General features: G+C 59.6%; 27 protein-coding genes and 1 tRNA gene. 21 read left to right on the plus strand and 7 right to left on the minus strand.

Annotated elements, in window-relative coordinates; genetic code table 11:
• Together ND528_RS08750 and ND528_RS08755 are read right to left on the minus strand one after the other, a co-directional pair.
• Positions 1-231, minus strand: a complete 231-nt coding sequence (locus tag ND528_RS08750) for a hypothetical protein (protein WP_263470118.1) — start codon at positions 229-231, stop codon at positions 1-3.
• A 72-nt stretch (positions 232-303) separates the two neighbouring features.
• Positions 304-660 (minus strand): hypothetical protein, encoded by a 357-nt coding sequence (locus ND528_RS08755; protein WP_130909750.1) that lies wholly within the window; start codon positions 658-660, stop codon positions 304-306.
• Positions 661-871: 211 nt separating this feature from the next.
• On the opposite strand from ND528_RS08755, the gene ND528_RS08760 reads away from it, so the two are divergent.
• The 4 genes from ND528_RS08760 to ada all read left to right on the plus strand — a co-directional run bounded on the left by ND528_RS08760 (position 872) and on the right by ada (position 3,194).
• Positions 872-1,174 carry a DUF1883 domain-containing protein gene (locus tag ND528_RS08760; protein ID WP_007912251.1) on the plus strand — a complete coding sequence of 101 codons (303 nt, stop codon included), beginning with the start codon at positions 872-874 and terminating at the stop codon, positions 1,172-1,174.
• A gap of 28 nt (positions 1,175-1,202) precedes the next feature.
• A complete protein-coding gene (locus tag ND528_RS08765; RefSeq protein ID WP_016774926.1) occupies positions 1,203-1,373 on the plus strand; it encodes a hypothetical protein in 171 nt (56 codons plus the stop codon).
• 7 nt (positions 1,374-1,380) lie between these two features.
• Complete coding sequence (alkB, locus tag ND528_RS08770) at positions 1,381-2,052, plus strand: DNA oxidative demethylase AlkB (protein WP_263470119.1); 672 nt, start codon at positions 1,381-1,383, stop codon at positions 2,050-2,052.
• Between the two features lie 80 nt (positions 2,053-2,132).
• Positions 2,133-3,194, plus strand: a complete 1,062-nt coding sequence (gene ada / locus ND528_RS08775; protein WP_263470120.1) for a bifunctional DNA-binding transcriptional regulator/O6-methylguanine-DNA methyltransferase Ada — start codon at positions 2,133-2,135, stop codon at positions 3,192-3,194.
• Here the strand turns inward: ada and acuI are convergent.
• Entirely contained in the window at positions 3,184-4,167 is a 984-nt protein-coding gene (acuI, locus tag ND528_RS08780; RefSeq protein WP_263470121.1) for an acrylyl-CoA reductase (NADPH), read from the minus strand. The two genes, ada and acuI, sit on opposite strands and share 11 nt — an antisense overlap.
• Positions 4,168-4,352: 185 nt before the next feature.
• Between acuI and ND528_RS08785 the strand changes: the two genes are divergently transcribed.
• From ND528_RS08785 to ND528_RS08820, 8 genes are all read left to right on the plus strand, one after another.
• On the plus strand, positions 4,353-6,794 hold the full coding sequence (locus tag ND528_RS08785) for an autotransporter (RefSeq protein WP_263470122.1): 2,442 nt from the start codon (positions 4,353-4,355) through the stop codon (positions 6,792-6,794).
• Positions 6,795-6,898: 104 nt separating this feature from the next.
• On the plus strand, positions 6,899-7,963 hold the full coding sequence (locus tag ND528_RS08790; RefSeq protein ID WP_263470123.1) for an NAD(P)H-dependent flavin oxidoreductase: 1,065 nt from the start codon (positions 6,899-6,901) through the stop codon (positions 7,961-7,963).
• A 199-nt stretch (positions 7,964-8,162) separates the two neighbouring features.
• Positions 8,163-8,867 carry a molybdate ABC transporter substrate-binding protein gene (gene modA / locus ND528_RS08795; protein ID WP_408005031.1) on the plus strand — a complete coding sequence of 235 codons (705 nt, stop codon included), beginning with the start codon at positions 8,163-8,165 and terminating at the stop codon, positions 8,865-8,867.
• Positions 8,868-9,548 carry a molybdate ABC transporter permease subunit gene (gene modB, locus ND528_RS08800; RefSeq protein WP_122506786.1) on the plus strand — a complete coding sequence of 227 codons (681 nt, stop codon included), beginning with the start codon at positions 8,868-8,870 and terminating at the stop codon, positions 9,546-9,548.
• 3 nt (positions 9,549-9,551) lie between these two features.
• Complete coding sequence (modC, locus tag ND528_RS08805) at positions 9,552-10,631, plus strand: molybdenum ABC transporter ATP-binding protein (RefSeq protein ID WP_263470124.1); 1,080 nt, start codon at positions 9,552-9,554, stop codon at positions 10,629-10,631.
• Between the two features lie 71 nt (positions 10,632-10,702).
• Complete coding sequence (locus ND528_RS08810) at positions 10,703-11,740, plus strand: DNA topoisomerase IB (protein ID WP_263470125.1); 1,038 nt, start codon at positions 10,703-10,705, stop codon at positions 11,738-11,740.
• A 205-nt stretch (positions 11,741-11,945) separates the two neighbouring features.
• Positions 11,946-12,176: a hypothetical protein gene (locus ND528_RS08815; RefSeq protein ID WP_130911928.1), complete on the plus strand. Its 231-nt coding sequence runs from the start codon at positions 11,946-11,948 to the stop codon at positions 12,174-12,176.
• A gap of 121 nt (positions 12,177-12,297) precedes the next feature.
• On the plus strand, positions 12,298-12,528 hold the full coding sequence (locus ND528_RS08820) for a hypothetical protein (RefSeq protein ID WP_016774936.1): 231 nt from the start codon (positions 12,298-12,300) through the stop codon (positions 12,526-12,528).
• A 65-nt stretch (positions 12,529-12,593) separates the two neighbouring features.
• On the opposite strand, the gene ND528_RS08825 is transcribed toward ND528_RS08820, so the two are convergent.
• Positions 12,594-12,794, minus strand: a complete 201-nt coding sequence (locus tag ND528_RS08825) for a con-10 family general stress protein (RefSeq protein WP_330221312.1) — start codon at positions 12,792-12,794, stop codon at positions 12,594-12,596.
• 295 nt (positions 12,795-13,089) lie between these two features.
• On the opposite strand from ND528_RS08825, the gene ND528_RS08830 reads away from it, so the two are divergent.
• The 5 genes from ND528_RS08830 (at position 13,090) to ND528_RS08850 (ending at position 15,382) form a co-directional block, all read left to right on the plus strand.
• A complete protein-coding gene (locus ND528_RS08830) occupies positions 13,090-13,266 on the plus strand; it encodes a con-10 family general stress protein (RefSeq protein WP_016774938.1) in 177 nt (58 codons plus the stop codon).
• A gap of 469 nt (positions 13,267-13,735) precedes the next feature.
• On the plus strand, positions 13,736-14,020 hold the full coding sequence (locus ND528_RS08835) for a con-10 family general stress protein (RefSeq protein ID WP_263470126.1): 285 nt from the start codon (positions 13,736-13,738) through the stop codon (positions 14,018-14,020).
• Positions 14,021-14,117: 97 nt separating this feature from the next.
• A complete protein-coding gene (locus tag ND528_RS08840; RefSeq protein ID WP_137213739.1) occupies positions 14,118-14,669 on the plus strand; it encodes an ATP-dependent Clp protease proteolytic subunit in 552 nt (183 codons plus the stop codon).
• Between the two features lie 207 nt (positions 14,670-14,876).
• Positions 14,877-15,134 (plus strand): DUF6555 family protein, encoded by a 258-nt coding sequence (locus ND528_RS08845; RefSeq protein ID WP_130910973.1) that lies wholly within the window; start codon positions 14,877-14,879, stop codon positions 15,132-15,134.
• Positions 15,131-15,382, plus strand: a complete 252-nt coding sequence (locus tag ND528_RS08850; RefSeq protein WP_263470127.1) for a hypothetical protein — start codon at positions 15,131-15,133, stop codon at positions 15,380-15,382. The genes ND528_RS08845 and ND528_RS08850 overlap by 4 nt, the downstream gene beginning before the upstream one ends.
• 12 nt (positions 15,383-15,394) lie before the next feature.
• On the opposite strand, the gene ND528_RS08855 is transcribed toward ND528_RS08850, so the two are convergent.
• Both ND528_RS08855 and ND528_RS08860 read right to left on the minus strand, forming a co-directional pair.
• Positions 15,395-15,808, minus strand: a complete 414-nt coding sequence (locus ND528_RS08855) for a cupin domain-containing protein (RefSeq protein WP_137213740.1) — start codon at positions 15,806-15,808, stop codon at positions 15,395-15,397.
• 123 nt (positions 15,809-15,931) lie between these two features.
• Positions 15,932-16,825, minus strand: a complete 894-nt coding sequence (locus ND528_RS08860; RefSeq protein WP_263470128.1) for a transcriptional regulator GcvA — start codon at positions 16,823-16,825, stop codon at positions 15,932-15,934.
• Positions 16,826-16,930: 105 nt separating this feature from the next.
• Between ND528_RS08860 and gstA the strand changes: the two genes are divergently transcribed.
• The 3 genes from gstA to ND528_RS08875 all read left to right on the plus strand — a co-directional run bounded on the left by gstA (position 16,931) and on the right by ND528_RS08875 (position 20,243).
• Positions 16,931-17,542 carry a glutathione transferase GstA gene (gstA, locus tag ND528_RS08865; protein ID WP_263470129.1) on the plus strand — a complete coding sequence of 204 codons (612 nt, stop codon included), beginning with the start codon at positions 16,931-16,933 and terminating at the stop codon, positions 17,540-17,542.
• Positions 17,543-17,614: 72 nt separating this feature from the next.
• Positions 17,615-17,995 (plus strand): RidA family protein, encoded by a 381-nt coding sequence (locus ND528_RS08870; protein ID WP_101157158.1) that lies wholly within the window; start codon positions 17,615-17,617, stop codon positions 17,993-17,995.
• A 259-nt stretch (positions 17,996-18,254) separates the two neighbouring features.
• The gene (locus ND528_RS08875) at positions 18,255-20,243 is read left to right on the plus strand and encodes a peptidase U32 family protein (RefSeq protein WP_024013138.1); all 1,989 of its coding nucleotides are present in this window, start codon (positions 18,255-18,257) and stop codon (positions 20,241-20,243) included.
• 114 nt (positions 20,244-20,357) lie between these two features.
• Here ND528_RS08875 and ND528_RS08880 read toward each other — a convergent pair.
• A tRNA-Gln gene (locus ND528_RS08880) sits at positions 20,358-20,432 on the minus strand.
• 307 nt (positions 20,433-20,739) lie between these two features.
• Between ND528_RS08880 and ND528_RS08885 the strand changes: the two genes are divergently transcribed.
• Positions 20,740-21,774, plus strand: a complete 1,035-nt coding sequence (locus ND528_RS08885; protein WP_263470130.1) for an alpha/beta fold hydrolase — start codon at positions 20,740-20,742, stop codon at positions 21,772-21,774.
• The last annotated feature ends 44 nt before the right edge of the window (positions 21,775-21,818 follow it).

A 21,818-nucleotide genomic window follows, 5' to 3' on the forward strand; every position in this document is an offset into this window, starting at 1 on the left:
CTACATGTGGATTTCGGCGAACTTGATTCCGAGGCCACGGACGACCTCGATCAGATCGTCGAGCCGACTGAAGGACTCGACTTCATCACTGTCATCCACCAAAAAGTAGCTGCGCCCTGCACTCTTCTTGAAAAACACGATCCATTCACCGGGATTTGCCGGGTTCTGGATGACATGGGTGGCAGAGATAAGGCCCTCTGCATGGCGCTCCCGCACGTGCTCTCGCTTCATCGCGACTCCATAAATGACAATGCCGCCACAGCAGGACTGTGACGGCATCGGGTGCTGATGTCCGGTAGTCTATCAGCCGGAAATACAGGCGTTCGCGGCTTTCTGTACATCGTGAGGGCGAACCGGCACGTTTGACATGCGCTCATGCAGCTTGATGCTGCTGCCACCGGCGCGATCCTCGATATCAAACACTGCTGCTGGACCTGACGAAAGTTTGCCGGGGACGATCACTCGTACACCGTCCTTCTGCGGCTGAACCTGCAACGCGCCGCGACTGTCGGCGAGTTTTTCAGTCAGGCACTGCGCGTATTCCTGAGGCTTTTTGCCAGAGATAACGCTCATGGTCGGCAGGGTTTCATTGATTTCGGAAACATTTGCGCAACCGGCCATTGCCAGAATCAACGGCACACACACCACACCCCACTTCATATAAATCCTCCGTTAAAGACCGTCCGACAGCACAAATGCCGCTTTTCTCCGGGGCCTTGTGCATTTAACCCGCCGGCCATGGCGAAGTTCTGTTCAAAATTTGTCAAAGCAACGCCCGACGGCCAGATAATAACCCGTGCGGGCTGATAAACTGCGCCCATCGACAAGCTATCGTTTTGATTTAGTAGAAAAAGCCCTTCTGGAGGCGCCCATGAAATTCATTCACCAGCGCGAGCACCTCAACGAAGACGACATCGTCGTCATTCAATGCTCGCAGATGTGCAACATCCGTTTGATGAACGACGCCAACTTCCGCAGCTTCAAAAACGGCGGTCGTCACACCTACCACGGCGGCGCGTTCGACACCTTCCCAGCGCGTATCACAGCACCGAGCACCGGTTTCTGGAACATCACCATCGACACCGTCAACCGCCGCGCGATCAGCGTGACGCGCAAGCCGACGCTGACCCATTCGATCAAGATCATCCGTCGCTCCAGCACCAAACTGAGCTGAGACGCACAGCCTATTCTGAAAGGGAAACATGACCGTGGCGCAAAAAACCAAATACGTGATCAAGTACAAACTGGACGGTGAACAGCGTTTCGAGTTCGCCGAACTGGAAACCGGCACTGACGAGGAAGCGAAAGCGGCGCTGAAGAAAATGCACGCTGACGAAGAACTCAGTGACATCAAGGTCAGCAAAGCGCTGTAACCGAATCATGCAACCGACCACGTTTGACCTGTTCGCCGACAACGAGCCCGTTCAGCAACCCCGCGCCGAGCAGATCGGCGAGCAATCGTGGGTGCTGCGCGGATTCGCCTTGTCTCGGGTCGAGCAACTGCTGACGGCGCTCGAAACCGTTCTCGTCGCCGCCCCGCTACGCCACATGGTCACGCCCGGCGGTTTCAGCATGTCGGTCGGCACCAGCAGTTGCGGACAGCTGGGCTGGATCACCGATCGCAGCGGTTACCGCTATTCCAGCGTCGACCCACTCAGCGGCTTGCCGTGGCCGTCGATGCCGACGGTATTTGCCGAACTGGCACACCAAGCGGCTGAGCGTGCCGGCTTTCCGGATTTTCAGGCCGACTCCTGCCTGATCAACCAATACGTCCCCGGCGCCAAGATGTCGTTGCATCAGGACAAGGACGAAAAGGGTTATGCCGCGCCCATCGTTTCGTTGTCGCTGGGTTTGCCGGCAATGTTTCTGTTTGGCGGTTTCGAACGCAGCGACAAGAGCCAGCGCATCCCGCTGTTGCATGGAGACATGGTGGTCTGGGGCGGCGTGGACCGTCTGCGCTATCACGGCGTGCTGCCAGTCAAACCCGGCCAGCACCCGCTCTTGGGCGAACGGCGCATCAACATCACCTTCCGCGTTGCTGGCGATCAGTAAAAGTTTGACCGCAAGGCGCGGAGTGTCGTGAGCTACGATGCTGGCTAACCTGACTCAAACAGGTCAACGGATTCCCTCTCATGGACACGCTTTCGAACACCATCAGTATTGAAGACGATCCCCGCTGGGCCGCTGTGGTTGCTCGCGACCCAAGTGCCGACGGGCAATTTGTCTACGCGGTGAAAACCACCGGCGTCTATTGCCGACCGAGCAGCCTTGCGCGTCTGCCGAAACCGCAGAACGTCATATTTTTCGAAACCGCCGAACTGGCCGAAGCTGCCGGATATCGGCCGAGCAAACGGGCCAGCAAGGACCAGAATGACGCGCAACATGCGGCGATCATCGCCGCAGCCTGCCGGCAGATCGAAGCGTCCGAGACATTGCCCGCGCTCGACAGCCTTGCCGCCAGCGCCGGCCTTAGCCCTTTCCATTTTCATCGAGTATTCAAAGCCGCGACTGGCCTGACGCCCAAGGCTTACGCCACGGCGCATCGTTCACGCAAACTGCGTGCGCGCCTGGCGGATGGCGGCTCGGTGACCGACGCGCTGTATGACGCTGGCTTCAATTCCAACAGCCGTTTCTACGAATCAGCCGATCAACTGCTGGGCATGACGCCCACCGATTACCGCGCCGCCGGGCAGAACAACGACATTCGCTTTGCCGTTGGCCAATGCTCGCTGGGGGCGATTCTGGTGGCGCAAAGCGAACGTGGGATCTGCGCGATTCTGCTCGGCGACGATCCGCATCAACTGGTCTGCAACCTGCAGGATCAGTTTCGCAAGGCCAACCTGATCGGCGCCGACAGCGAATTTGAACAGTTGATCGCCAGCGTCGTCGGCTTTGTCGAAGCACCGGCGAAAGGCCTGAACTTGCCGCTGGATATACGCGGCACAGCGTTTCAGGAGCGCGTCTGGCAGGCGCTGCGGGAGATTCCCGCAGGCAGCACCGCCAGTTATGCCGAAATCGCGCAACGCATCGGCGCGCCGACTTCGATGCGTGCGGTGGCCCAGGCTTGCGGGGCCAACCGCCTGGCGGTGGCGATTCCCTGCCACCGCGTGGTGCGCAGCGATGGCAACCTTTCCGGCTACCGCTGGGGCGTCGAGCGCAAACGCCAACTGCTTGAGCGCGAACTCAACGATTGACGTCGACCACCACCCTGCCCCGCAGTTTCCCGGCGAGCAGTTTGGGCGCAGCCTCAAGGGCTTCGCTCAGGCTGATTTCCTGACTGATCAGCTGCAATAAGGAGAAATCCAGATCCTTGGCCAGTCGGTCCCAGGCCTCGATACGGCGTGCTTTGGGCTGGGTCACGCTATTGATTCCAGCCAGCGTCACGCCGCGCAGAATGAACGGCGCTACCGAGGCGGGAAAGTCCATGCCTTGCGCCAACCCGCATGCCGCGACCACGCCTTCCGAGCGAGTGCTGGCGCAAGCGTTGGCCAACGTGTGGCTTCCAACAGAGTCGACCACCGCCGCCCAACGTTCCTTCGCCAATGGCTTGCCCGGTTCGGACAAGCTGGCTCGATCGATGATTTCGGCAGCGCCCAATTGCTCCAGGTATTCATGCTCGGACACGCGGCCGGTGGATGCCACAACCCGGTATCCCAACTTGCTGAGCAAGGCGATGGCAAAGCTGCCGACCCCGCCGTTGGCGCCAGTGACCAACACTTCGCCGTGATCCGGCGTTACGCCATGGCGCTCCAGCGCCAGAATGCACAGCATTGCCGTGTAGCCTGCGGTGCCGATGGCCATGGATTGCGCAGGTGTGAAAGCTTCGGGCAGTGGAATCAGCCAGTCACCGTTGAGCCGGGCCTTTTGCGCCAGTCCGCCCCAGTGGCTTTCCCCGACGCCCCAACCGTTGAGCAGCACCCGATCGCCCGCCTTGAAATCCGCATGGAAACTGGACTCGACAGTTCCCGCCAGATCGATCCCCGGCACCATGGGAAACTTGCGTACCACCGGGCTGCTGCCGGTGATCGCCAGGCCATCCTTGAAATTCAGCGTGCTGTACGCGACGTTCACGCTGACGTTGCCCTCGGGCAGTTGCTGCTCATCGATTTGCTGCAGATTGGCGCGATAACCGCTGTCGTCTTTGTCGATCAGAATGGCGTTGAACATGACGGCCTCTCGAAGATGATTTGTAAAAGCATGCCTTGAAATAGCACATCGCAACACATTGCCACACTCGACTTTGCGCTGACTGCTCGATCAGCCGGGTAAATCCTCGGCGGGCGGCTATGCTTTTTCGACGGTTGTGTTTTCCCGGTTTTGCCTTGCGAACCGGTCTGTCGATGGAGCTGACGATGCCTTTCCTGCGCGCTTTACCCTGGTTGCTGATGTTATGTCTGCTGACACTTGGCAACGCCTGGGCAGCCGCACCGGCGGCAAAGCCGAACGCGGCGCCAAGCGAGCCGACATGGCCGCAAGTGATCAGCAGCGGCAAGAGCAAGCTGACGGTGTATCAGCCGCAGCTCGACAGCTGGGATGGCTATACGCTCAATGCCCGCGCGGCTGTCGAAGCCACGGCTGCCGATGGCAAGTCCACCTACGGCATCGTCCAGTTCAGCGCTCACACCCTCGTCGATAAAGCCACCCGCTGGGTCGCGCTCGATCAGTACAACATCATCAAGGCCGATTTCCCCGCCGATGCCAAACAGGCCGACACGTGGCTAGCCGTCCTGGAAAAAGATGCCGAGAGCCGCAAGAAAACCATTTCACTGGATCAGCTGGAAGCAGCGGTTGGCGTGCTCAACGCTGAACAGAAAGCCGACAGCGCGCCCTTGGAAAACACACCGCCGACCATCATCAGCTCCGACAGCCCGGCAATCCTCGTGTACATCGACGGCGAAGCGGCTTACCGGCCGGTGGAAGGCACCGAGCTGCAACGGGTGATCAACACGCGCCCATTGCTGCTCAAGGACGTCCAGGGCAAACACTACCTGCACGTATTCGACGGCTGGATGGTCGCGGATCAAGTGGACGGCAACTACACGCGCCTCGCTGCACCGCCGCCCGAACTGGAAAAAGCCAAACAGGCGGCGATAAAGAGTCGCCAGGTGGATTTGCTCACCGGACAAAGCGATCCGAAGGACAAGATTCCCAGCCTGGCCAAGCCTCCGCAGCCAAAGATCTTCATCGCCACCACGCCAACGGAACTGTTGGTCACCGACGGCGCCGCGCAATGGCAACCGATTCAGGGCACCAGCCTGTTGTACGTGAGCAACACCACCGGGCACATCTTCAAGGAAATCGGCGATCAGAACAGTTATGTACTGATCTCCGGGCGCTGGTTCCGCGCCAGCGACATGAGCGGGCCATGGACCTTTGTCCCGGCAGACAAACTGCCGGCCGACTTTGCCAATATTCCTGACGACAGCGCCAAAGAGAACGTCAAGGCCTCGGTAGCCGGCACGCCACAGGCACAGGAGGCGGCCATTGCCGCGACCATCCCGCAGACCTCGGCGATCAAGAAGAGCGCGGTGAAGATGACGGCGCCGCAATTTGACGGCGAGCCGCAGCTCAAAGCGATCAGCAATACGCCGCTGCAATACGTGGTCAACAGCGCCACTCCGATTATTCGAGTCGACAACGACAGTTGGTGGGCGGTGGAGAACGGCATCTGGTTCAGCGCCACCTCACTGAACGGGCCGTGGAGTGTGGCCTCTTCAGTACCAGCGGTGATTTATTCGATTCCGCCCAGCTCACCGATGCACTACCTCACATACGTCAAGGTTTACGAGGCCAGTGGCGATACCGTGGTGGTCGGCTACACACCGGGCTATCAAGGCTCGACGCTGGACCCGGCGACTGGCGTTGTGGTGTACGGCACCGGTTATCCGTATACGCCGTGGGTCGGTAGCGTCTGGTACGGGCCGCCGGTGACCTATGGTTTCGGCGTCGCGATTCGTTACACGCCGTGGACTGGCTGGACCTTTGGCTTCGGATTCGGCTGGAGCTGGGGCGGCAACACCGTCGCCATGGGCTGGGGCTGGGGCGCCTATCCATGGTGGGGAAATTATGGCTGGGGCTATGCGTGGGGCCCGCGTCTGTACCCGGCGCCGCTGGCCTGGGGTGGCGCGGCCTACGGTTATCGCGGCGGCGCCGTGGCATGGGGCCCGGGTGGCTGGGCCGGTACCACCGGCAATCTTTATCATCAGTGGGGTGATCGTGCGACAGTCAGCCGTTATGGCGCCGGTTACAACGCCTGGACTGGCAATCGCTGGGCAGGTCAGGTCGGCGCCTCGTACAACTCGCGTACCGGCATTGCCGCCGCCGGGCAACGTGGCGCGGTGCACAACGCCTACACCGGCAACTACGCTGCCGGACGCAGCGGCGTGGCAGTCGGCCCGAACGGCGGCGCCATCGCCGGCGAACGGGTTAGCGCCGGCAACGTCCGCAGCGGGACTCATGTCACTGCCAATCGCGGTGCGGTTTACAACCCCAATACCGGCAATACTACGCAATACGGCGGCATCCATGGCCGCAACGGCGGCGCCGCGCGGGTCGGCGACAACGTTTATGCCGGGCGCGACGGTAACGTTTACAAGAAAACCGACAACGGCTGGCAGTCCGTGGCCAGTAGTAGTGCAAACCGAACCAGGCCCGCGAACAACAATGCGCAGTTGCAGAATCTCAACCGCGAATCCGCCGCACGTAATCTCGGTAACCAGCGCACGCACAACTTCAACCATTCTTCACAAATGATGAACCGTTCGTTTGGCGGTGGCGGATTGCACCGACGCTGAAAAACTGCACGTGATGTTCAGAATTTCAGACTGGCCCCGCAACAGGTTTTGCTGCTAAAAACCGCCTGCCGTCCCTGCCCGTTTCATCGTCGGAGAATTGCTATATGAGCCAGTGGCCAGACACCCGCATCCTTGATCTTCTCGGCATGGAACTGCCGATCATCCAGGGCCCGATGGCCGGGGCGACCAATTCTTCGATGGTGATTGCCGTGTGCAACGCCGGCGGCCTCGGTTCAATGCCGGCAGCAATGCTGAGCATCGAACAACTGCGCGAAGAACTGAAAACGATTCGCCAGCACACCGCCAAATCGTTCAACGTCAATTTCTTCTGCCATCAGCCACCGGCGCCTGATGAACAGCGCGCCCGTGACTGGAAAAATCTGCTCGAACCCTACTACCGCGAACTGGGTGCCGATTTCGACGCGCCGACACCAGTGTCCAACCGCGCACCCTTTGACGAAGCCGCGTGTGCCGTGCTTGAGGAATTCCGCCCCGAGGTGGTGAGTTTTCATTTCGGGCTGCCGGAAAAAAACCTGCTTGATAGGGTCAAGGCCACCGGGGCGAAAATCCTTTCGTCTGCCACCACGGTCGAGGAAGCGATCTGGCTGGAGCAACACGGCTGCGATGCGATCATCGCCATGGGCTATGAGGCCGGTGGCCATCGCGGGATGTTTCTCAGTGATGATCTGAGCACTCAGGTCGGCACCTTCGCCCTGGTGCCGCAGGTGGTCGACGCGGTGAAAGTGCCGGTGATCGCGGCGGGCGCGATCAGCGATGCCCGGGGTGTTGCCGCAGCTTTCATGCTCGGCGCCTCGGCGGTGCAAGTCGGCACGGCGTACCTGTTCACCCCGGAAGCCAAAGTCAGCGCATCGCACCACAAAGCCTTGCGCACTGCGAAAGAAAGCCAGACCGCCATCACCAATATTTTCACCGGCCGTCCGGCGCGGGGCATTGTCAATCGGGCGATGCGCGAGCTCGGGCCGATGTCGGCGCAGGCGCCGGCCTTCCCATTGGCCGGCGGTGCGCTGATGCCGCTGCGGGCCAAGGATGACGCCGACTTTGCCAACCTCTGGGCCGGACAGGCGCTGACGTTGGGCAAGGATATCGGCAGCGCTGAGCTGACCCGGCAACTGGCCGAGGGCGCATTGGCGAAACTCAACCGTCACTGAATTAATGCGGCGAGCGGATTTATTCCCTCGCCACCTGGCGGCGTATCGCTATATATTTCCGTATACAGCGATTACGCCCATGTATCGGCGTTATCCCAACCAGAGCAATTACCGCCGCCGATGACGGAGCCTTTACATGACACTTGCTGCCACACGCTTCACCCCCGTCTGCTTCGCTTCATTCCTCGCACTGTTCAGCATGGGCGCCGCGCAGGCTGACGAAGTACAAGTGGCCGTCGCCGCGAATTTCACCGCGCCAATCCAGGCCATCGCTGCCGACTTCGAAAAAGACACCGGCCACAAACTGGTCGCTGCTTACGGCGCAACCGGCCAGTTCTACACCCAGATCAAGAACGGCGCGCCGTTCCAGGTATTCCTCGCCGCTGACGACACAACCCCGGAAAAGCTCGAAAAAGAAGGCGAAACCGTCAAAGGCTCACGCTTCACCTATGCCGTCGGCACCCTCGCGCTGTGGTCGGCAAAAGAAGGTTATGTCGATGCACAGGGTGATGTGCTGAAAACCAACCAATACCAGCACCTGTCCATCGCCAACCCGAAAGCAGCGCCGTACGGTCTCGCCGCCACTCAGGTGCTGGAAAAACTCCAGTTGAGCGAAGCCACGAAAAGCAAAATCGTCGAAGGTCAAAACATCACCCAGGCCTACCAGTTCGTCTCCACGGGCAACGCCGAATTGGGCTTTGTAGCGCTGTCGCAAATCTACAAGGACGGCAAGGTGAGCAGCGGCTCGGCATGGATTGTTCCGGCCACCCTGCATGATCCGATCAAACAGGACGCGGTGATCTTGAACAAAGGCAAGGACAGCGCCGCTGCCAAGGCCCTGGTCGATTACCTCAAGGGGCCGAAAGCCGCTGCGGTGATCAAATCCTTTGGATATGAACTGTAAATGTCACTGACCAGTGCCGATTTCGCCGCGATCTGGCTGACCCTGAAACTGGCGTCGCTGACCACGGCGATCCTGCTGGTGATCGGCACGCCGATCGCGTTGTGGCTATCGCGCACATCGTCGTGGTTGCGCGGGCCCATCGGCGCCATCGTCGCCCTGCCGCTGGTGCTGCCGCCGACGGTGATCGGCTTTTACCTGCTACTGGCGCTGGGGCCGCACGGTTTTCTCGGCCAGTTCACTCAATGGCTGGGGCTGGGCACGTTGACGTTCAGTTTCACCGGGCTGGTCATCGGCTCGGTGATCTACTCCATGCCGTTCGTGGTGCAACCGCTGCAAAACGCTTTCTCGGCGATTGGCACCCGCCCGCTGGAAGTCGCCGCGACCTTGCGCGCCAATCCCTGGGACACGTTCTTCAGCGTGATCCTGCCGCTGGCGCGTCCCGGCTTCATCACCGCAGCGATCCTCGGCTTTGCCCACACCGTGGGTGAGTTCGGTGTGGTGCTGATGATCGGCGGCAACATTCCCGACAAGACACGCGTGGTCTCGGTGCAGATCTACGACCACGTCGAAGCCCTGGAATATGCCCAGGCGCACTGGCTGTCCGCGGCGATGCTGGTGTTTTCGTTTCTGGTGTTGCTGGCGCTGTATTCCAGCCGCAAGACCCGCGCAGGCTGGAGCTGATCGATGATTGATGTACGCCTGAAACGCACTTATCCGGGGTTCGAACTGGATATCGATCTGCAAGTGCCGGGCCGCGGCGTCACCGCGCTGTTTGGTGATTCCGGCTCGGGCAAAACCACCTGCCTGCGCTGCATCGCCGGGCTCGAGCGCGCCGGGCATGGTTTTGTGCAGATCAATGACGAGGTATGGCAGGACAGTGCCAACGGCATCTTCGTACCACCGCACAAACGTGCGCTCGGCTACGTGTTTCAGGAAGCCAGCCTGTTCGCGCATCTGTCGGTGCTGGCCAATCTGGAGTTTGGTCTAAAACGCATCGCCAGGTCGCAACGCCGGGTCGATATCAACCAAGCGACCGAACTGCTCGGCATCGGCCATTTGCTTGAGCGTCACCCGCAGTATCTGTCCGGCGGCGAACGGCAGCGCGTCGGCATCGCCCGCGCCCTGCTGACCAGCCCGAAACTGTTGCTGATGGACGAACCGCTGGCGGCTCTCGACAGCCGGCGCAAAAGCGAAATCCTCCCGTATCTGCAACGCCTGCACGACGAACTGGATATTCCGCTGCTGTACGTCAGCCATGCGCAGGACGAAGTCGCGCGTCTGGCCGATCATCTGGTGCTGCTCCGTGACGGCAAAGCCCTCGCGAGCGGCCCGATCGGCGAGACCCTAGCGCGTCTGGACCTGCCCTTGGCAATGGGCGATGAAGCCGGGGTGATCATCGAAGGCCAGGTCAGCGCCTACGACGCCACCTATCAATTGCTCAGCCTGCAACTGCCGGCCACTGCAATGAACATTCGCGTCACCCATGCGCCTATGGCCGTAGGCCAGGCTCTGCGCTGCAAAGTGCACGCGCGCGACATCAGCCTGGCGCTGAACAATGATGCAGCCAGCAGCATTCTCAATCGTCTGCCCGTTACGGTCGTCAGCGAACAGGCCGCTGACAACAGTGCCCATGTGCTGATCCGCCTCGATGCCGGCGGCACGCCGCTGCTGGCGCGGATCACCCGCTTCTCGCGTGATCAACTGGGCGTGCACCCGGGCCAGCGCCTGTGGGCGCAGATCAAGGCGGTGGCGGTGCTCGCGTAAATCATTCGGCACGACGGCCGGTGCCTGCGGTCAATCAGTTACAGACTGCCGTATGACCGAAGGAAACCGCCATGCCCGATACCGTGCTGACAGATGCTCTGCCCGCCGACCTGCATTACGTCGATGACACTCAGCCTGGTATCACCCGGAAAAAACTGCGCGGCAAGTTCGTTTATTTCGAGCCATCGGGGCAGCGCATCACCGACCCGGACGAAATCAAACGCATCAATGCCCTCGCGGTGCCGCCGGCTTACACCGATGTGTGGATCTGCGCCGACCCGTGCGGCCACCTGCAAGCCACCGGACGCGATGCGCGCGGGCGCAAGCAGTACCGTTATCACGCGCGCTGGCGCGAAGTGCGCGACGCCGACAAATACTCGCGCCTGCGCGACTTCGGCCTGGCCCTGCCGAAACTGCGGCGCAAGCTCGAGGCACTGCTTGATGAGCCGGGCTTCAGCCGTGACAAGGTCATGGCCACGGTGATCACCTTGCTCGATGCCACGCTGATCCGCGTCGGCAATACGCAATACGCGCGGGATAATCGCTCCTATGGCCTGACCACGTTGCGCAGCCGCCATGTCGAGGTCAACGGCAGCGCGATCCTGTTCCAGTTCCGTGGCAAGAGCGGCATCGAGCACCAGATCACCGTCAAGGACCGTCGCCTGGCGCGAATCATCAAGCGCTGCCTGGAGATACCGGGGCAGAATTTGTTCCAGTACCTCGATGAACACGGCGAACGGCACACCGTCACTTCTTCCGACGTAAACGCTTATCTGCAAAAGCTCACCGGCGCGGCCTTCACCGCCAAGGATTACCGCACCTGGGCGGGCAGCGCCCTGGCGTTGTCGGTGCTGCGCGAGTTGCAGCATGAGTCGGAGACCGAAGCCAAGCGCCACGTGGTCGAAGCGGTGAAGAACGTCGCCAAACAGCTGGGCAACACGCCGGCGGTGTGCCGCAAGTGCTACATCCACCCCGCCGTGCTCGAACATTTCATGCTCGGCGCGCTCGCCGAACTGCCTCGACCGCGAGTACGCAAAGGCCTGCGCGCCGAGGAAGTAGCCTTGGCCATGTTTCTCGAACGCATGTGTGAGGTGACCGAGGCATGCTGATTTCCGGCACAACATCACCCCCCGTAGGATTGAGCCTGCTCGCGATAGCGCTCTGTCAGTCGACATCTTCATCAACTGACGCATCGCTATCGCGAGCAGGCTCACACTCCTACAGACGTTTGCCGACGAGTTGAGGCGGGTATTTTTTGCACGATCACGCAGGGCTTCTATAGTTGATCTGACACGAATCAACTGCGGTGGCGCCATGGAAGACATTTTCGTCGTGAAGCGTTGCACCAAGATCGTCATTCACGGCCGCCGCGCCGAAGACAGCCAGCAGGAACCCGCCGAAGCATCGGCATGGTTTCGCATCTGCGACACACGCACCGGCGGCTTTTTCGGCGATGGCTTTGACCAGCACGCAGATGCTCAAGCTGAATGTCAGCGCCTCAACGCAGCGAGTTCTCAACTACCGGCCCGCCTGCACTCCGGCTGATGCCCGGCGATAGCGGGTCTATACTGAAACCAGCTGATGGAGCAGCACCCCAACGGCAGAACGCTCGCAACATGCGGGCTTTTTGTTGCGGTTCAGCGGTTTCATAGAACGGAGGTGTTCCATGTCCGAAAAAGAGTCCATCACCACCCTCCTCACCTTGCTTGACGCCCGCCAGGCGCGCCTTGCAGCCGCCTGCAAAGAGATCGCCGACTGGGTCGATCATCAGGGCGGACACCCGACGGCACTGCGCATTCGCGATCGTCTGCATGACATCGAAAAAGATGCGCCGCTGATTCGCGACACGTTGTCGACACTCAAGCCGATTGACCGTCCGTTGCCACGGTTCAGATAGGCGTCACCGTAGAAGTCCTCTCTGCACTGGCGCAGAGAGGACGGCGATTGGTGGACTCCGGCGCCTCAGTCACCCTTGCCCGTACGCGCACCGCCATGGCTGTGCTGCCCGCCGACGCGTGCCTTTTCCGCCCGATCGACTTTCACGTTGACCGAACTGCCGCCTTTCTTGCCGGCTTCCTTGATTTTTTGCGGATCCTCGGCAAACGGTTGTCCCTTGTGGTGATTGGTCATGTTCATGCCCTCGATATAGTTGTAGACATACACTCTCCAGACTCTAGTTGGGGCAAATTACAGTTCAACTTCCTGCCGACCAATGGTTATGAAATGCAAAGCGAAACGGCGACTTGACCCGACTCTTTTCATAACCGACCTCAATTATGAAAAGTTATACGAAGCGGCGCAGAAACTAACAGTCTGTATAAGTTTCATCACAAAATTACCGTTCATCGGGCTGGATAAAAATTTTCAAAACATTCTTCGCCGGCTCGTAATCGGAGTAGATGTCCGGTGCGACAACGGACATAACTAGCGAAACGTTAATTGATATCGGAGAGCTATCATGACCACAGGAAATAAAAATCCAGGTAACTTCGCAAACGATCGTGAAAAGGCATCTGAAGCCGGCAAGAAAGGCGGTCAGTCGTCCGGCGGCAACTTCGCCAACGACCGTGAAAAAGCATCCGAGGCTGGCCGCAAAGGCGGTCAAAACAGCCACGGCGGCGGTCGCAAGTCCTGAGCAAGCAGTACAAGGGCAGCCTCGCTGCCCTTTGAAATCGGCTGATGGAGCGCAATCATGAGCATGGCAACAGATTTCGCACGAGGCGAAGTGCAACGAAACAAGGGAGCAGAAGTTTATCCCGAAGCAGCGCGCAGTTCGCACGTGACGAAGTCGGATATACCACCGGTGTCACCTTGTGTTGAACGACAGCAGATCAGTCCCAGGCACAGGGAGAGCGTTCAGCAGGAATGTTATGAGCGCCGGGAATTGGCAGTGAATTCTGAAAACTCCCGAACACCGGATACAACGCCAACTTATGAGCGCTCTTCTTAGCACGAGGGTCAAACTTGTAGTTACAAGACAAGCCAGACCAACCAACGCAAACGACATCAGTAAACTTTATGAGCACTTGGCGAATAACGACGGCACGCAGTTTGTGCATCCTTGATTCGCCATGTGCCTATACAGAGAAATGAGGAAGTTTGAAATGGCACAAGATAAACAACAAGGCAGCATGTCAGTTAACGAAGCAGGAAAAAAAGGTGGTGAAGCCACTTCGGCTTCGCACGACAAAGAGTTCTATCAGGAAATCGGCAGTAAGGGCGGCCAGAACAGTGGCGGCAACTTCAAGAATGATCCTGAGCGCGCCTCCGAAGCCGGCAGCAAGGGTGGCCAGAACAGCGGCGGGAACTTCGCCAACGATCGGGAAAAAGCCTCTGAAGCCGGACAGAAAGGTGGTCAAAACAGCCATGGTGGCGGGCGCAACAGTTGATGCGCCGGGTGCAGGGGAGCGTGGCTCCCCTGCCCACTTTCATTCAAGCGAAATTACAGCTATTGCTTAGGAGTCCTGACCAGCCGAGGGAATCGCCATGCCTGTTCATGTCATCAACTTCACCGGCCCGATCAATGCCTCGACGTGCGGCCAACTGATCGATAAAGCCTCGCTCGCCGTAAAGGAAGATGCACCCAGACTCATCGTCAACATCGCCACGATGGGCGGTGAGTGCAGTTACGGCTTCACCATGTACAACTTCCTGCTGGCCCTGCCAATTCCGGTGCACACGCACAATCTGGGAACGGTCGAGTCAATGGGCAATATTGTCTTTCTCGCCGGCCAGCGCCGCACTGCCTGCACCCACAGCAAGTTTCTGTTTCATCCTTTCCATTGGCACCTGCAAGGTTCAGTCGATCACTCGCGCATGTCGGAATACGCCATGAGCCTGGATTATGACTTGCACCTCTACGCGCAGATCGTCGCCGAACGTACGACTAACGGGAAAAACGCGTTGGAGACAGAGAAGTACCTGACCGCAGCTCCACGCATCATCAATCCTGAAGAAGCCTTGCATTCAGGTCTGATCACCGCAGTTGAAAACACAGAAGTTCATGCCGACTTTGTCTGCTCATGCATTTACTCCTGAAAGTCCGATTGAATAACGCGTCGTAGCGGGCGCGTTCCTGTCTCCACACTCTTCTAAGCGATCGGTATTTCGACAGAAATTGTACAGCTTTAGCCCGCCGTACAGGCCCTCCAAGCGCCCAACCAGCCGGTCATCACGCCCGCATCAATTTCTCTGAATTATTCATTTCGCCAGATATCCCTCTTCTTAAGCAGCCGGAGGAAATGTATGAGCGGAGCGGATTTGTACGTGATCGAGTACCTGTTACATGGAAAGCCCAGGTCATTCGTCATTCGCACAAGAAACATGAACAATGCCGAAGCGTGGCAGTGGGCAAGTTGCGACGCGGGTATCGCACCCATTCCCCGCCCCGGTCGACCTCCGTTGAAACGTTTTTCCAAACCGATGGCGGAACGCTTTGGCGTGACCGAGGTGCAATGGCGAGAATCGGTACCTCTGGTCTGGGAGGAGGATCACGTGAAATGACAGAACACACATTGAAGTTCGGTTTCGGCCGATCCTGGGATGACGAGATGGCAGAAAACGCCGCGATGTTCCGCGAAGCCGATCTGCTCGAAGAAGCGGCTTACAAAATTATCGAGGACGACACGGACAATCCTGAAGCCTGGGCCCGTTTCAGCGAAGCCAAGGCTCTGGCCGACGCCAAGCGAACGGCGGCCTTTCAGGACTGGATGCGCATCAAGCGTGCGATGAGCAAACCGCGCTCGAAATAGCGGATTTGCGCATCATGGCTTGAGGATCAGCAGCGGTTCGCCTTTCGGCACAACGTAAGTGGCCAGTTCTACGCCTTTCTCGCTGCCAATGTTCTTCGCCACATGCGCGACGCCCGCCGGAATGAACAACGAATCGCCGGCCTTGAGTATCACCGGCGCTCGCCCTTCGAGCTGATATTCAAACGTGCCACTGATGACATAGGCAACTTCCACGCCGGGGTGCGCATGCCGAGGCGAGGTGACGCCAGCGTCAAAATCGATACGCGCCTGGATCACTTCGCGATTGTCAGCGCCGAGATCCTGGCGAACCAGATCGGTGCGGCTCAAGCCTTTCTGCCAGCTCGTTGCCGGCGCATCCGCCGCATGAGCGAAGCCGGTCAGGGAGGCGAAGACAACGGCAGAAGCCAGAAACAGTGGACGATACATGGTGGTGCCCTCTCAAACGTCGTGTTGGTGTGAGGGCTACTTTGGGTTCGGCATGTAAGGTGGATGTGTCTCGAATGCCCGGTTTGGTGTTGCCGTGTGTATCCGCAGAGGGTTGATACACGCTTATACAAATGTGTCGCGGGCCGCAGCCACAAGCCACTTTCTGAAAGCGCTGATCTTTGTCGAGTCAGCGGTTTCATGGGGTGTGACCAGATAGAACCCGAGATCATCCTGCAGGCGCAGGTCGAACGGCGCGACCAATCGGCCCGCACGCAGATCGTCGTTCACGTAAGTCGAACGACCGATACACACGCCCTGCCCGTCAATTGCCGCCTGCACCGCCATCATCGCCAGATCGAAGGTCAGCTTCGCGCCGTCGGCCAACTGCGCAGGCTGGCCGGCGGCGTTGAGCCAGGCCTGCCAGTCGCTGGCGGTGACACCACTGACTTGTACAAGGGTGTGACTGGCCAGATTTTCCGGAGTGTGCAATGTCGTCGCCAGTGCTGGACTGCACACGGGAAATACCTCATCGGCCATGAGAAAGTCCGCGCGCAGACCTTTCCAGTCGCCCCGCCCGTAGCGAATCGCCGCGTCGATGCCTCCTCGGCGAAAATCCACCAGATCGGTAGCGGCGCTGATGCGCACATCGATGTCCGGGAACGCCTGCTGAAATGCCGGAAGGCGCGGCAAGAGCCATTTCGACGCTACCGAAACCAGCGTGCTGATGGTCAACACGCTGGGCCCGCGCGACTCGAGTAATTGTTGCGTCGAATGGCGCAACGCTTGAAATGCAGAACGCACCCCCGGAAGGTAGGCCTGCCCGTCTTCGCTAAGCGCCAGGCCATCCTTGAGGCGCAGGAACAATGCCACGCCCAACTCGGCTTCGAGGCGCCTGATCTGGTGACTGATTGCTGTCTGCGTGACGTTCAACTCGGTCGCAGCGGTGGTAAAGCTCATATGCCGAGCCGCCGCTTCGAACGCGCGCAGGCCGTTGAGGGAAGGAAGTCTGGCAGTCATAAGGCTAAGCGCATGAGAATTTGTCATACGCTAGCACTGCAAATGACCTTTGCGGAAGTTTTGCCCGCAGGGGATCGTGGCGCCTCCAATTTCAAGGGACTTGCCATGAAACTGTACTTTGCACCGATGACCTGTTCGCTCTCCCCGCACATCGTCCTGCGCGAACTCGGCTTGTCGTTCAAAATGATCCGCGTCAACAACCAGAGCAAACGCACCGCTGACGGCCGTGACTTCCGCGAGATCAATCCGAAAGGCTACGTGGCCGCGCTGCAACTGGATAACGGCGAAGTGCTCACTGAAGGCCCGGCGATCCTGCAGTTTCTCGCCGATCAAGTCCCCGGGAACGACTTGGCACCTGCCGCTGGTACGTGGGATCGCACACGTTTGCAGGAGCATCTGAACTTCATCAGCTCGGAGATTCACGGTGCCAGCGCGCCATTGTTCAGCGGCGAATTTGCGGAACCGGTCAAAGCGATTTTTCGGCACAAACTGTACAAACGGCTGGATTACCTTGAGCAGACGCTCACGGGTCAGGACTACCTGATGAACACGTTCGGCGTTGCCGATGCGTATCTGTTCACTGTGCTGACCTGGTTGCCGACGTTCAACATCGATATTTGCGAATGGCCAACTCTGGCTGCGTACATGCAGCGCATCGGCGCGCGGCCCAGTGTGCTTGCGGCCATCGCGGCGGAAGCAGCGACTTCGCCAGTCTGAACGCGCGCGGGCCATGGCCGGAGGGAATCTGTAAACTGGCGCGATCTTCATTCACTCGAACAAGAGAAGCGCATGGCCAATCAAGACATCACCTTCACGCCCGATCCGGACACTGACTCGATTTCGTCCGACGTCGCCACCTTCGGCGGGATCATGGTCTCCACGCAGATCCCCACCCGCGCCGATGGCAGCCTGGAACTGGGCGGCATCACCGAGCAGAGCGAGTGCACGCTGCAAGCGCTGAAAGTAGCTCTGGAACGCGCCGGCAGTTCGATGGATCGCGTGCTGCACTTGACCATCTACCTCACCGACATGGGCGATCGCGCGGCTTTCAATGAAGTGTACAAACGCTACTTCGCCAAGCCCTGGCCGGTGCGGGCGGCGGTAGGCGTGGCCTCGCTGGCGGTTGAAGGGATGCGTGTGGAAGTGACGGCGATGGCCGCGAAAGGCTGATCGAATTTGCGGATGTCACTCAATGATTTTCGGATGACACACCGCTTTCGCGAGCAGGCTCGCTCCCACAGTGAATGTATTCCGGCCCGAATCTAACCCTGTGGGAGCGAGCCTGCTCGCGAAGAGGCCGGCACATTCAACACAATAGCCTGCCGAACTGACTCGATCACCAGCCACCATCGGGCAGCACACACGTGCCCACCAAGCGTTTCACGGGTAGAATGCGCCCCTTGCCCGTGACCGCCTGACTAAAAAAACTATGTCCTTGCCCAAGCATCACCTGGAATTGCTCAGCCCTGCCCGCGATGTCGCCATCGCCCGTGAGGCCATCCTGCATGGCGCTGACGCCGTGTACATCGGCGGCCCGAGCTTCGGTGCGCGCCATAACGCCTGCAACGAAGTCAGCGAGATCGCTGAACTGGTTGAATTCGCCCGCCGTTATCACGCGCGCATTTTCACCACCATCAACACCATCCTGCACGACAACGAACTGGAACCGGCGCGCAAGCTGATCCATCAGTTGTACGACGCCGGTGTCGATGCGCTGATCGTCCAGGACCTCGGCGTGATGGAGCTGGACATCCCGCCGATCGAGCTGCATGCCTCGACCCAGACCGATATCCGCACCCTCGAGCGAGCGAAGTTCCTTGACCAGGCCGGTTTCTCGCAACTGGTACTGGCCCGCGAGCTGAACCTGAAAGAAATCCGCGCCATCGCCGATGAAACCGATGCCGCCATCGAGTTCTTCATTCACGGCGCGCTGTGCGTGGCCTTCTCCGGCCAGTGCAACATTTCCCACGCGCAAACCGGCCGTAGCGCCAACCGTGGCGACTGCTCGCAGGCGTGCCGCTTGCCCTACACCCTCAAAGACGAAAAGGGTGGCGTGATCGCCTACGAAAAACACCTGCTGTCGATGAAAGACAACAACCAGAGCGCCAACATCCGCGCCCTGGTCGAGGCCGGCGTGCGTTCGTTCAAGATCGAAGGTCGCTACAAGGACATGGGCTATGTGAAGAACATCACCGCCTATTACCGCCAGCGCCTCGACGACGTGCTCGAGGATCGCCCGGACTTGGCCCGCGCTTCCAGCGGCCGTACCGTGCATTTCTTCCTGCCCGATCCGGAAAAGACCTTCCACCGTGGCAGCACCGATTATTTCGTCACCGATCGCAAGATCGACATCGGCGCCTTCGATTCGCCAACCTTTACCGGCCTGCCGGTCGGTACGGTGGAGAAAGTCGGCAAGCGTGACATGCAGGTCGTCACCCATGAGCCGCTGTCCAACGGCGATGGCTTGAACGTGCTGGTCAAGCGTGAAGTGGTGGGGTTCCGCGCCAACATCGCCGAGGCCAAAGGCGAGTTCGAAGAAGACGGCGAGAAGCGCTATCGCTACCGCGTCGAGCCGAACGAAATGCCTGAAGGCCTGTTCAAGCTGCGCCCAAGTCATCCGTTGAATCGCAACCTCGATCACAACTGGCAACAGGCGTTGCAGAAAACTTCTTCGGAACGTCGCGTGGCCCTGAGCTGGTTCGCCCGTCTGCGCGAAGAACAGCTGGAAGTGACCGCGACCAGCGAAGAAGGCATCAGCGCCAGCGTCACCCTCAACGGGCCGTTTGGTGTCGCCAACAAGCCTGAGCAAGCGCTGGAGCAATTGCGCGACCTGCTCGGCCAGCTCGGCACCACGCAGTATCACGCCACTGACATCAAGCTGGATGCGCCGCAAGCGTTCTTCATTCCCAACTCGCAGCTCAAGTCCCTGCGCCGCGAAGTCATCGAAGCGCTGACTGCGGCACGTGTCGCCGCGCATCCGCGTGGCAGCCGCAAGGCCGAAACCACGCCGCCGCCGGTGTACCCGGATTCGCACCTGACCTTCCTCGCCAACGTCTACAACCAGAAGGCGCGCGACTTCTACCACCGTCACGGCGTCAAGCTGATCGACGCGGCGTATGAGGCTCACGAAGAGCCAGGCGAGGTGCCGGTGATGATCACCAAGCACTGCCTGCGTTTCTCCTTCAACCTGTGCCCGAAACAGGCCAAAGGCGTGACCGGCGTGCGTACCAAGGTCGCGCCGATGCAGTTGATCCACGGCGATGAAGTGCTGACGCTGAAATTCGATTGCAAGCCGTGCGAGATGCACATCATCGGCAAGATGAAAGGCCACATCCTTAATCTGCCGCAGCCGGGCAGCGTGGTCGGCCACATCAGCCCTGAAGACCTGATGAAAACCATCCCGCGCGCACCGCACTGAGTGACCGGCGTGTGCGGTGCTTCGGCATCGCGCACGCCCCGGCTGGCTCTAGCGCGGTAAATCGCAGGCATAAAAAAACGCCAACTTCTTGCGAAGTTGGCGTTTTTTCGTAGATGGCAGGGGCGGCTGGATTCGAACCAACGCATGGCAGGATCAAAACCTGCTGCCTTACCGCTTGGCGACGCCCCTGTAGCTCTGGTCAGCGGCTCCGTGAGGATCGCTGTGAGAACGGGGCGCAATTTAACAACATTCATTTCGTTTGGGAAGCCCGAGATGAAATATTTTTTGTTTTAAAACAGCGACTTATTATTTTCGCGCGAAAACATTGGATTTCGCCTCTGTGTATCACACTGTGTACGCGCCCCGCCGCCATACACGCCCTTGCAAAACTGCCGTGCGGGGACACACAACGGATACCTCGCTACGCTTCAATGGCCCCAGGGTTTCAAGGGTTCATCCAGCCCCTTGGCCACAGGCTCGCAAAGGAGACGTCAGCATGAAACAGGCTCTGCACACTTCTAAAATCATCCACGCGCTCGGTTTGTCGGTCCTGGCGCTGTCGCTGTTCGGCGCTGTCGGCAGCGCTCAGGCGCAAACCCCCGAACCGGCCGCCGTCAGCTATTCCGAGCCCTCGCCTTTCGGCCCGCTGAAGCACATCAAGGCTGGCTTGCTCGATGTGGCCTACGCCGAAACCGGTCCTGCCGATGGCCCGGTGGTGATTCTGCTGCACGGCTGGCCCTACGACATTCACAGCTACGACGAAGTCGCCCCGCTGCTCGCCGCCAAAGGCTATCGAGTGCTGATGCCCTATGCGCGCGGTTACGGCGACACACACTTCCTCTCCAAAGACACCCTGCGCAACGGCCAACCGGCGGCGCTGGCCAGCGACGTGATCGACTTCATGGACGCGCTGAAAATCAAACAAGCGGTACTTGGCGGCTACGACTGGGGCGCGCGTTCGGCTGATATCGTCGCAGCGCTGTGGCCTGAACGCGTGAAAGCGCTGGTGGCAGTCAGCGGCTACCTGATCGGCAACCAGGCCGCCGGACAGAACCCACTGCCGCCGAAAGCCGAGTTGCAGTGGTGGTACCAGTTCTACTTCGCCACCGAACGCGGCCGCGTTGGCTATGAAAAGAACACTCACGACTTCGCCAAACTGATCTGGCAACTGGCGTCGCCGCAGTGGAAATTCGACGACGCCACCTTCGACCGCAGCGCCAAGGCATTGCAGAACCCCGATCACGTCGAGATCACTGTGTTTAATTACCGCTGGCGTTTGGGTCTGGTGCAGGGCGAAGCGAAATATGCAGAGCTGGAAGAGAAACTTGCTACTGCGCCGTCGATCAGTGTGCCGACGATTGCCCTGGAGGGGGATGCCAATGGCGCGCCGCACCCCAAGCCTGAGGATTATGCGAAGCGATTTACCGGGAAATATGAGTTCAGGCTGATTGAGGGTGGGGTTGGGCATAATTTGCCGCAGGAAAGCCCGGCGGCGTTTGCGCAGGCTGTAATCGATGCTGATCGTCTCTGACAGACCCGCCCCCCCGAGAGCCCCCTCACTAGCCCTCTACCGAG

The sequence above is a fragment of the Pseudomonas mercuritolerans genome (assembly GCF_025706525.1).
In the GTDB taxonomy this organism is placed as follows: domain Bacteria; phylum Pseudomonadota; class Gammaproteobacteria; order Pseudomonadales; family Pseudomonadaceae; genus Aquipseudomonas; species Aquipseudomonas mercuritolerans.

What these genes read in the sequence shown, in the direction of transcription:
- ND528_RS08750 (WP_263470118.1), bottom strand. Translation starts at nt 231, where the DNA reads ATGAAGCGAGAGCACGTGCGGGAGCGCCATGCAGAGGGCCTTATCTCT.
- acuI (WP_263470121.1), bottom strand. Translation starts at nt 4,167, where the DNA reads ATGTTCAACGCCATTCTGATCGACAAAGACGACAGCGGTTATCGCGCC.
- ND528_RS08790 (WP_263470123.1), top strand. Translation starts at nt 6,899, where the DNA reads ATGAGCCAGTGGCCAGACACCCGCATCCTTGATCTTCTCGGCATGGAA.
- modC (WP_263470124.1), top strand. Translation starts at nt 9,552, where the DNA reads ATGATTGATGTACGCCTGAAACGCACTTATCCGGGGTTCGAACTGGAT.
- ND528_RS08755 (WP_130909750.1), bottom strand. Translation starts at nt 660, where the DNA reads ATGAAGTGGGGTGTGGTGTGTGTGCCGTTGATTCTGGCAATGGCCGGT.
- ND528_RS08785 (WP_263470122.1), top strand. Translation starts at nt 4,353, where the DNA reads ATGCCTTTCCTGCGCGCTTTACCCTGGTTGCTGATGTTATGTCTGCTG.
- ND528_RS08875 (WP_024013138.1), top strand. Translation starts at nt 18,255, where the DNA reads ATGTCCTTGCCCAAGCATCACCTGGAATTGCTCAGCCCTGCCCGCGAT.
- ada (WP_263470120.1), top strand. Translation starts at nt 2,133, where the DNA reads ATGGACACGCTTTCGAACACCATCAGTATTGAAGACGATCCCCGCTGG.
- ND528_RS08835 (WP_263470126.1), top strand. Translation starts at nt 13,736, where the DNA reads ATGGCACAAGATAAACAACAAGGCAGCATGTCAGTTAACGAAGCAGGA.
- ND528_RS08855 (WP_137213740.1), bottom strand. Translation starts at nt 15,808, where the DNA reads ATGTATCGTCCACTGTTTCTGGCTTCTGCCGTTGTCTTCGCCTCCCTG.
- ND528_RS08860 (WP_263470128.1), bottom strand. Translation starts at nt 16,825, where the DNA reads ATGACTGCCAGACTTCCTTCCCTCAACGGCCTGCGCGCGTTCGAAGCG.
- ND528_RS08765 (WP_016774926.1), top strand. Translation starts at nt 1,203, where the DNA reads ATGACCGTGGCGCAAAAAACCAAATACGTGATCAAGTACAAACTGGAC.
- ND528_RS08850 (WP_263470127.1), top strand. Translation starts at nt 15,131, where the DNA reads ATGACAGAACACACATTGAAGTTCGGTTTCGGCCGATCCTGGGATGAC.
- ND528_RS08840 (WP_137213739.1), top strand. Translation starts at nt 14,118, where the DNA reads ATGCCTGTTCATGTCATCAACTTCACCGGCCCGATCAATGCCTCGACG.
- ND528_RS08820 (WP_016774936.1), top strand. Translation starts at nt 12,298, where the DNA reads ATGTCCGAAAAAGAGTCCATCACCACCCTCCTCACCTTGCTTGACGCC.
- ND528_RS08760 (WP_007912251.1), top strand. Translation starts at nt 872, where the DNA reads ATGAAATTCATTCACCAGCGCGAGCACCTCAACGAAGACGACATCGTC.
- ND528_RS08870 (WP_101157158.1), top strand. Translation starts at nt 17,615, where the DNA reads ATGGCCAATCAAGACATCACCTTCACGCCCGATCCGGACACTGACTCG.
- ND528_RS08885 (WP_263470130.1), top strand. Translation starts at nt 20,740, where the DNA reads ATGAAACAGGCTCTGCACACTTCTAAAATCATCCACGCGCTCGGTTTG.
- modA (WP_408005031.1), top strand. Translation starts at nt 8,163, where the DNA reads ATGGGCGCCGCGCAGGCTGACGAAGTACAAGTGGCCGTCGCCGCGAAT.
- ND528_RS08815 (WP_130911928.1), top strand. Translation starts at nt 11,946, where the DNA reads ATGGAAGACATTTTCGTCGTGAAGCGTTGCACCAAGATCGTCATTCAC.
- gstA (WP_263470129.1), top strand. Translation starts at nt 16,931, where the DNA reads ATGAAACTGTACTTTGCACCGATGACCTGTTCGCTCTCCCCGCACATC.
- ND528_RS08830 (WP_016774938.1), top strand. Translation starts at nt 13,090, where the DNA reads ATGACCACAGGAAATAAAAATCCAGGTAACTTCGCAAACGATCGTGAA.
- ND528_RS08845 (WP_130910973.1), top strand. Translation starts at nt 14,877, where the DNA reads ATGAGCGGAGCGGATTTGTACGTGATCGAGTACCTGTTACATGGAAAG.
- alkB (WP_263470119.1), top strand. Translation starts at nt 1,381, where the DNA reads ATGCAACCGACCACGTTTGACCTGTTCGCCGACAACGAGCCCGTTCAG.
- ND528_RS08810 (WP_263470125.1), top strand. Translation starts at nt 10,703, where the DNA reads ATGCCCGATACCGTGCTGACAGATGCTCTGCCCGCCGACCTGCATTAC.
- modB (WP_122506786.1), top strand. Translation starts at nt 8,868, where the DNA reads ATGTCACTGACCAGTGCCGATTTCGCCGCGATCTGGCTGACCCTGAAA.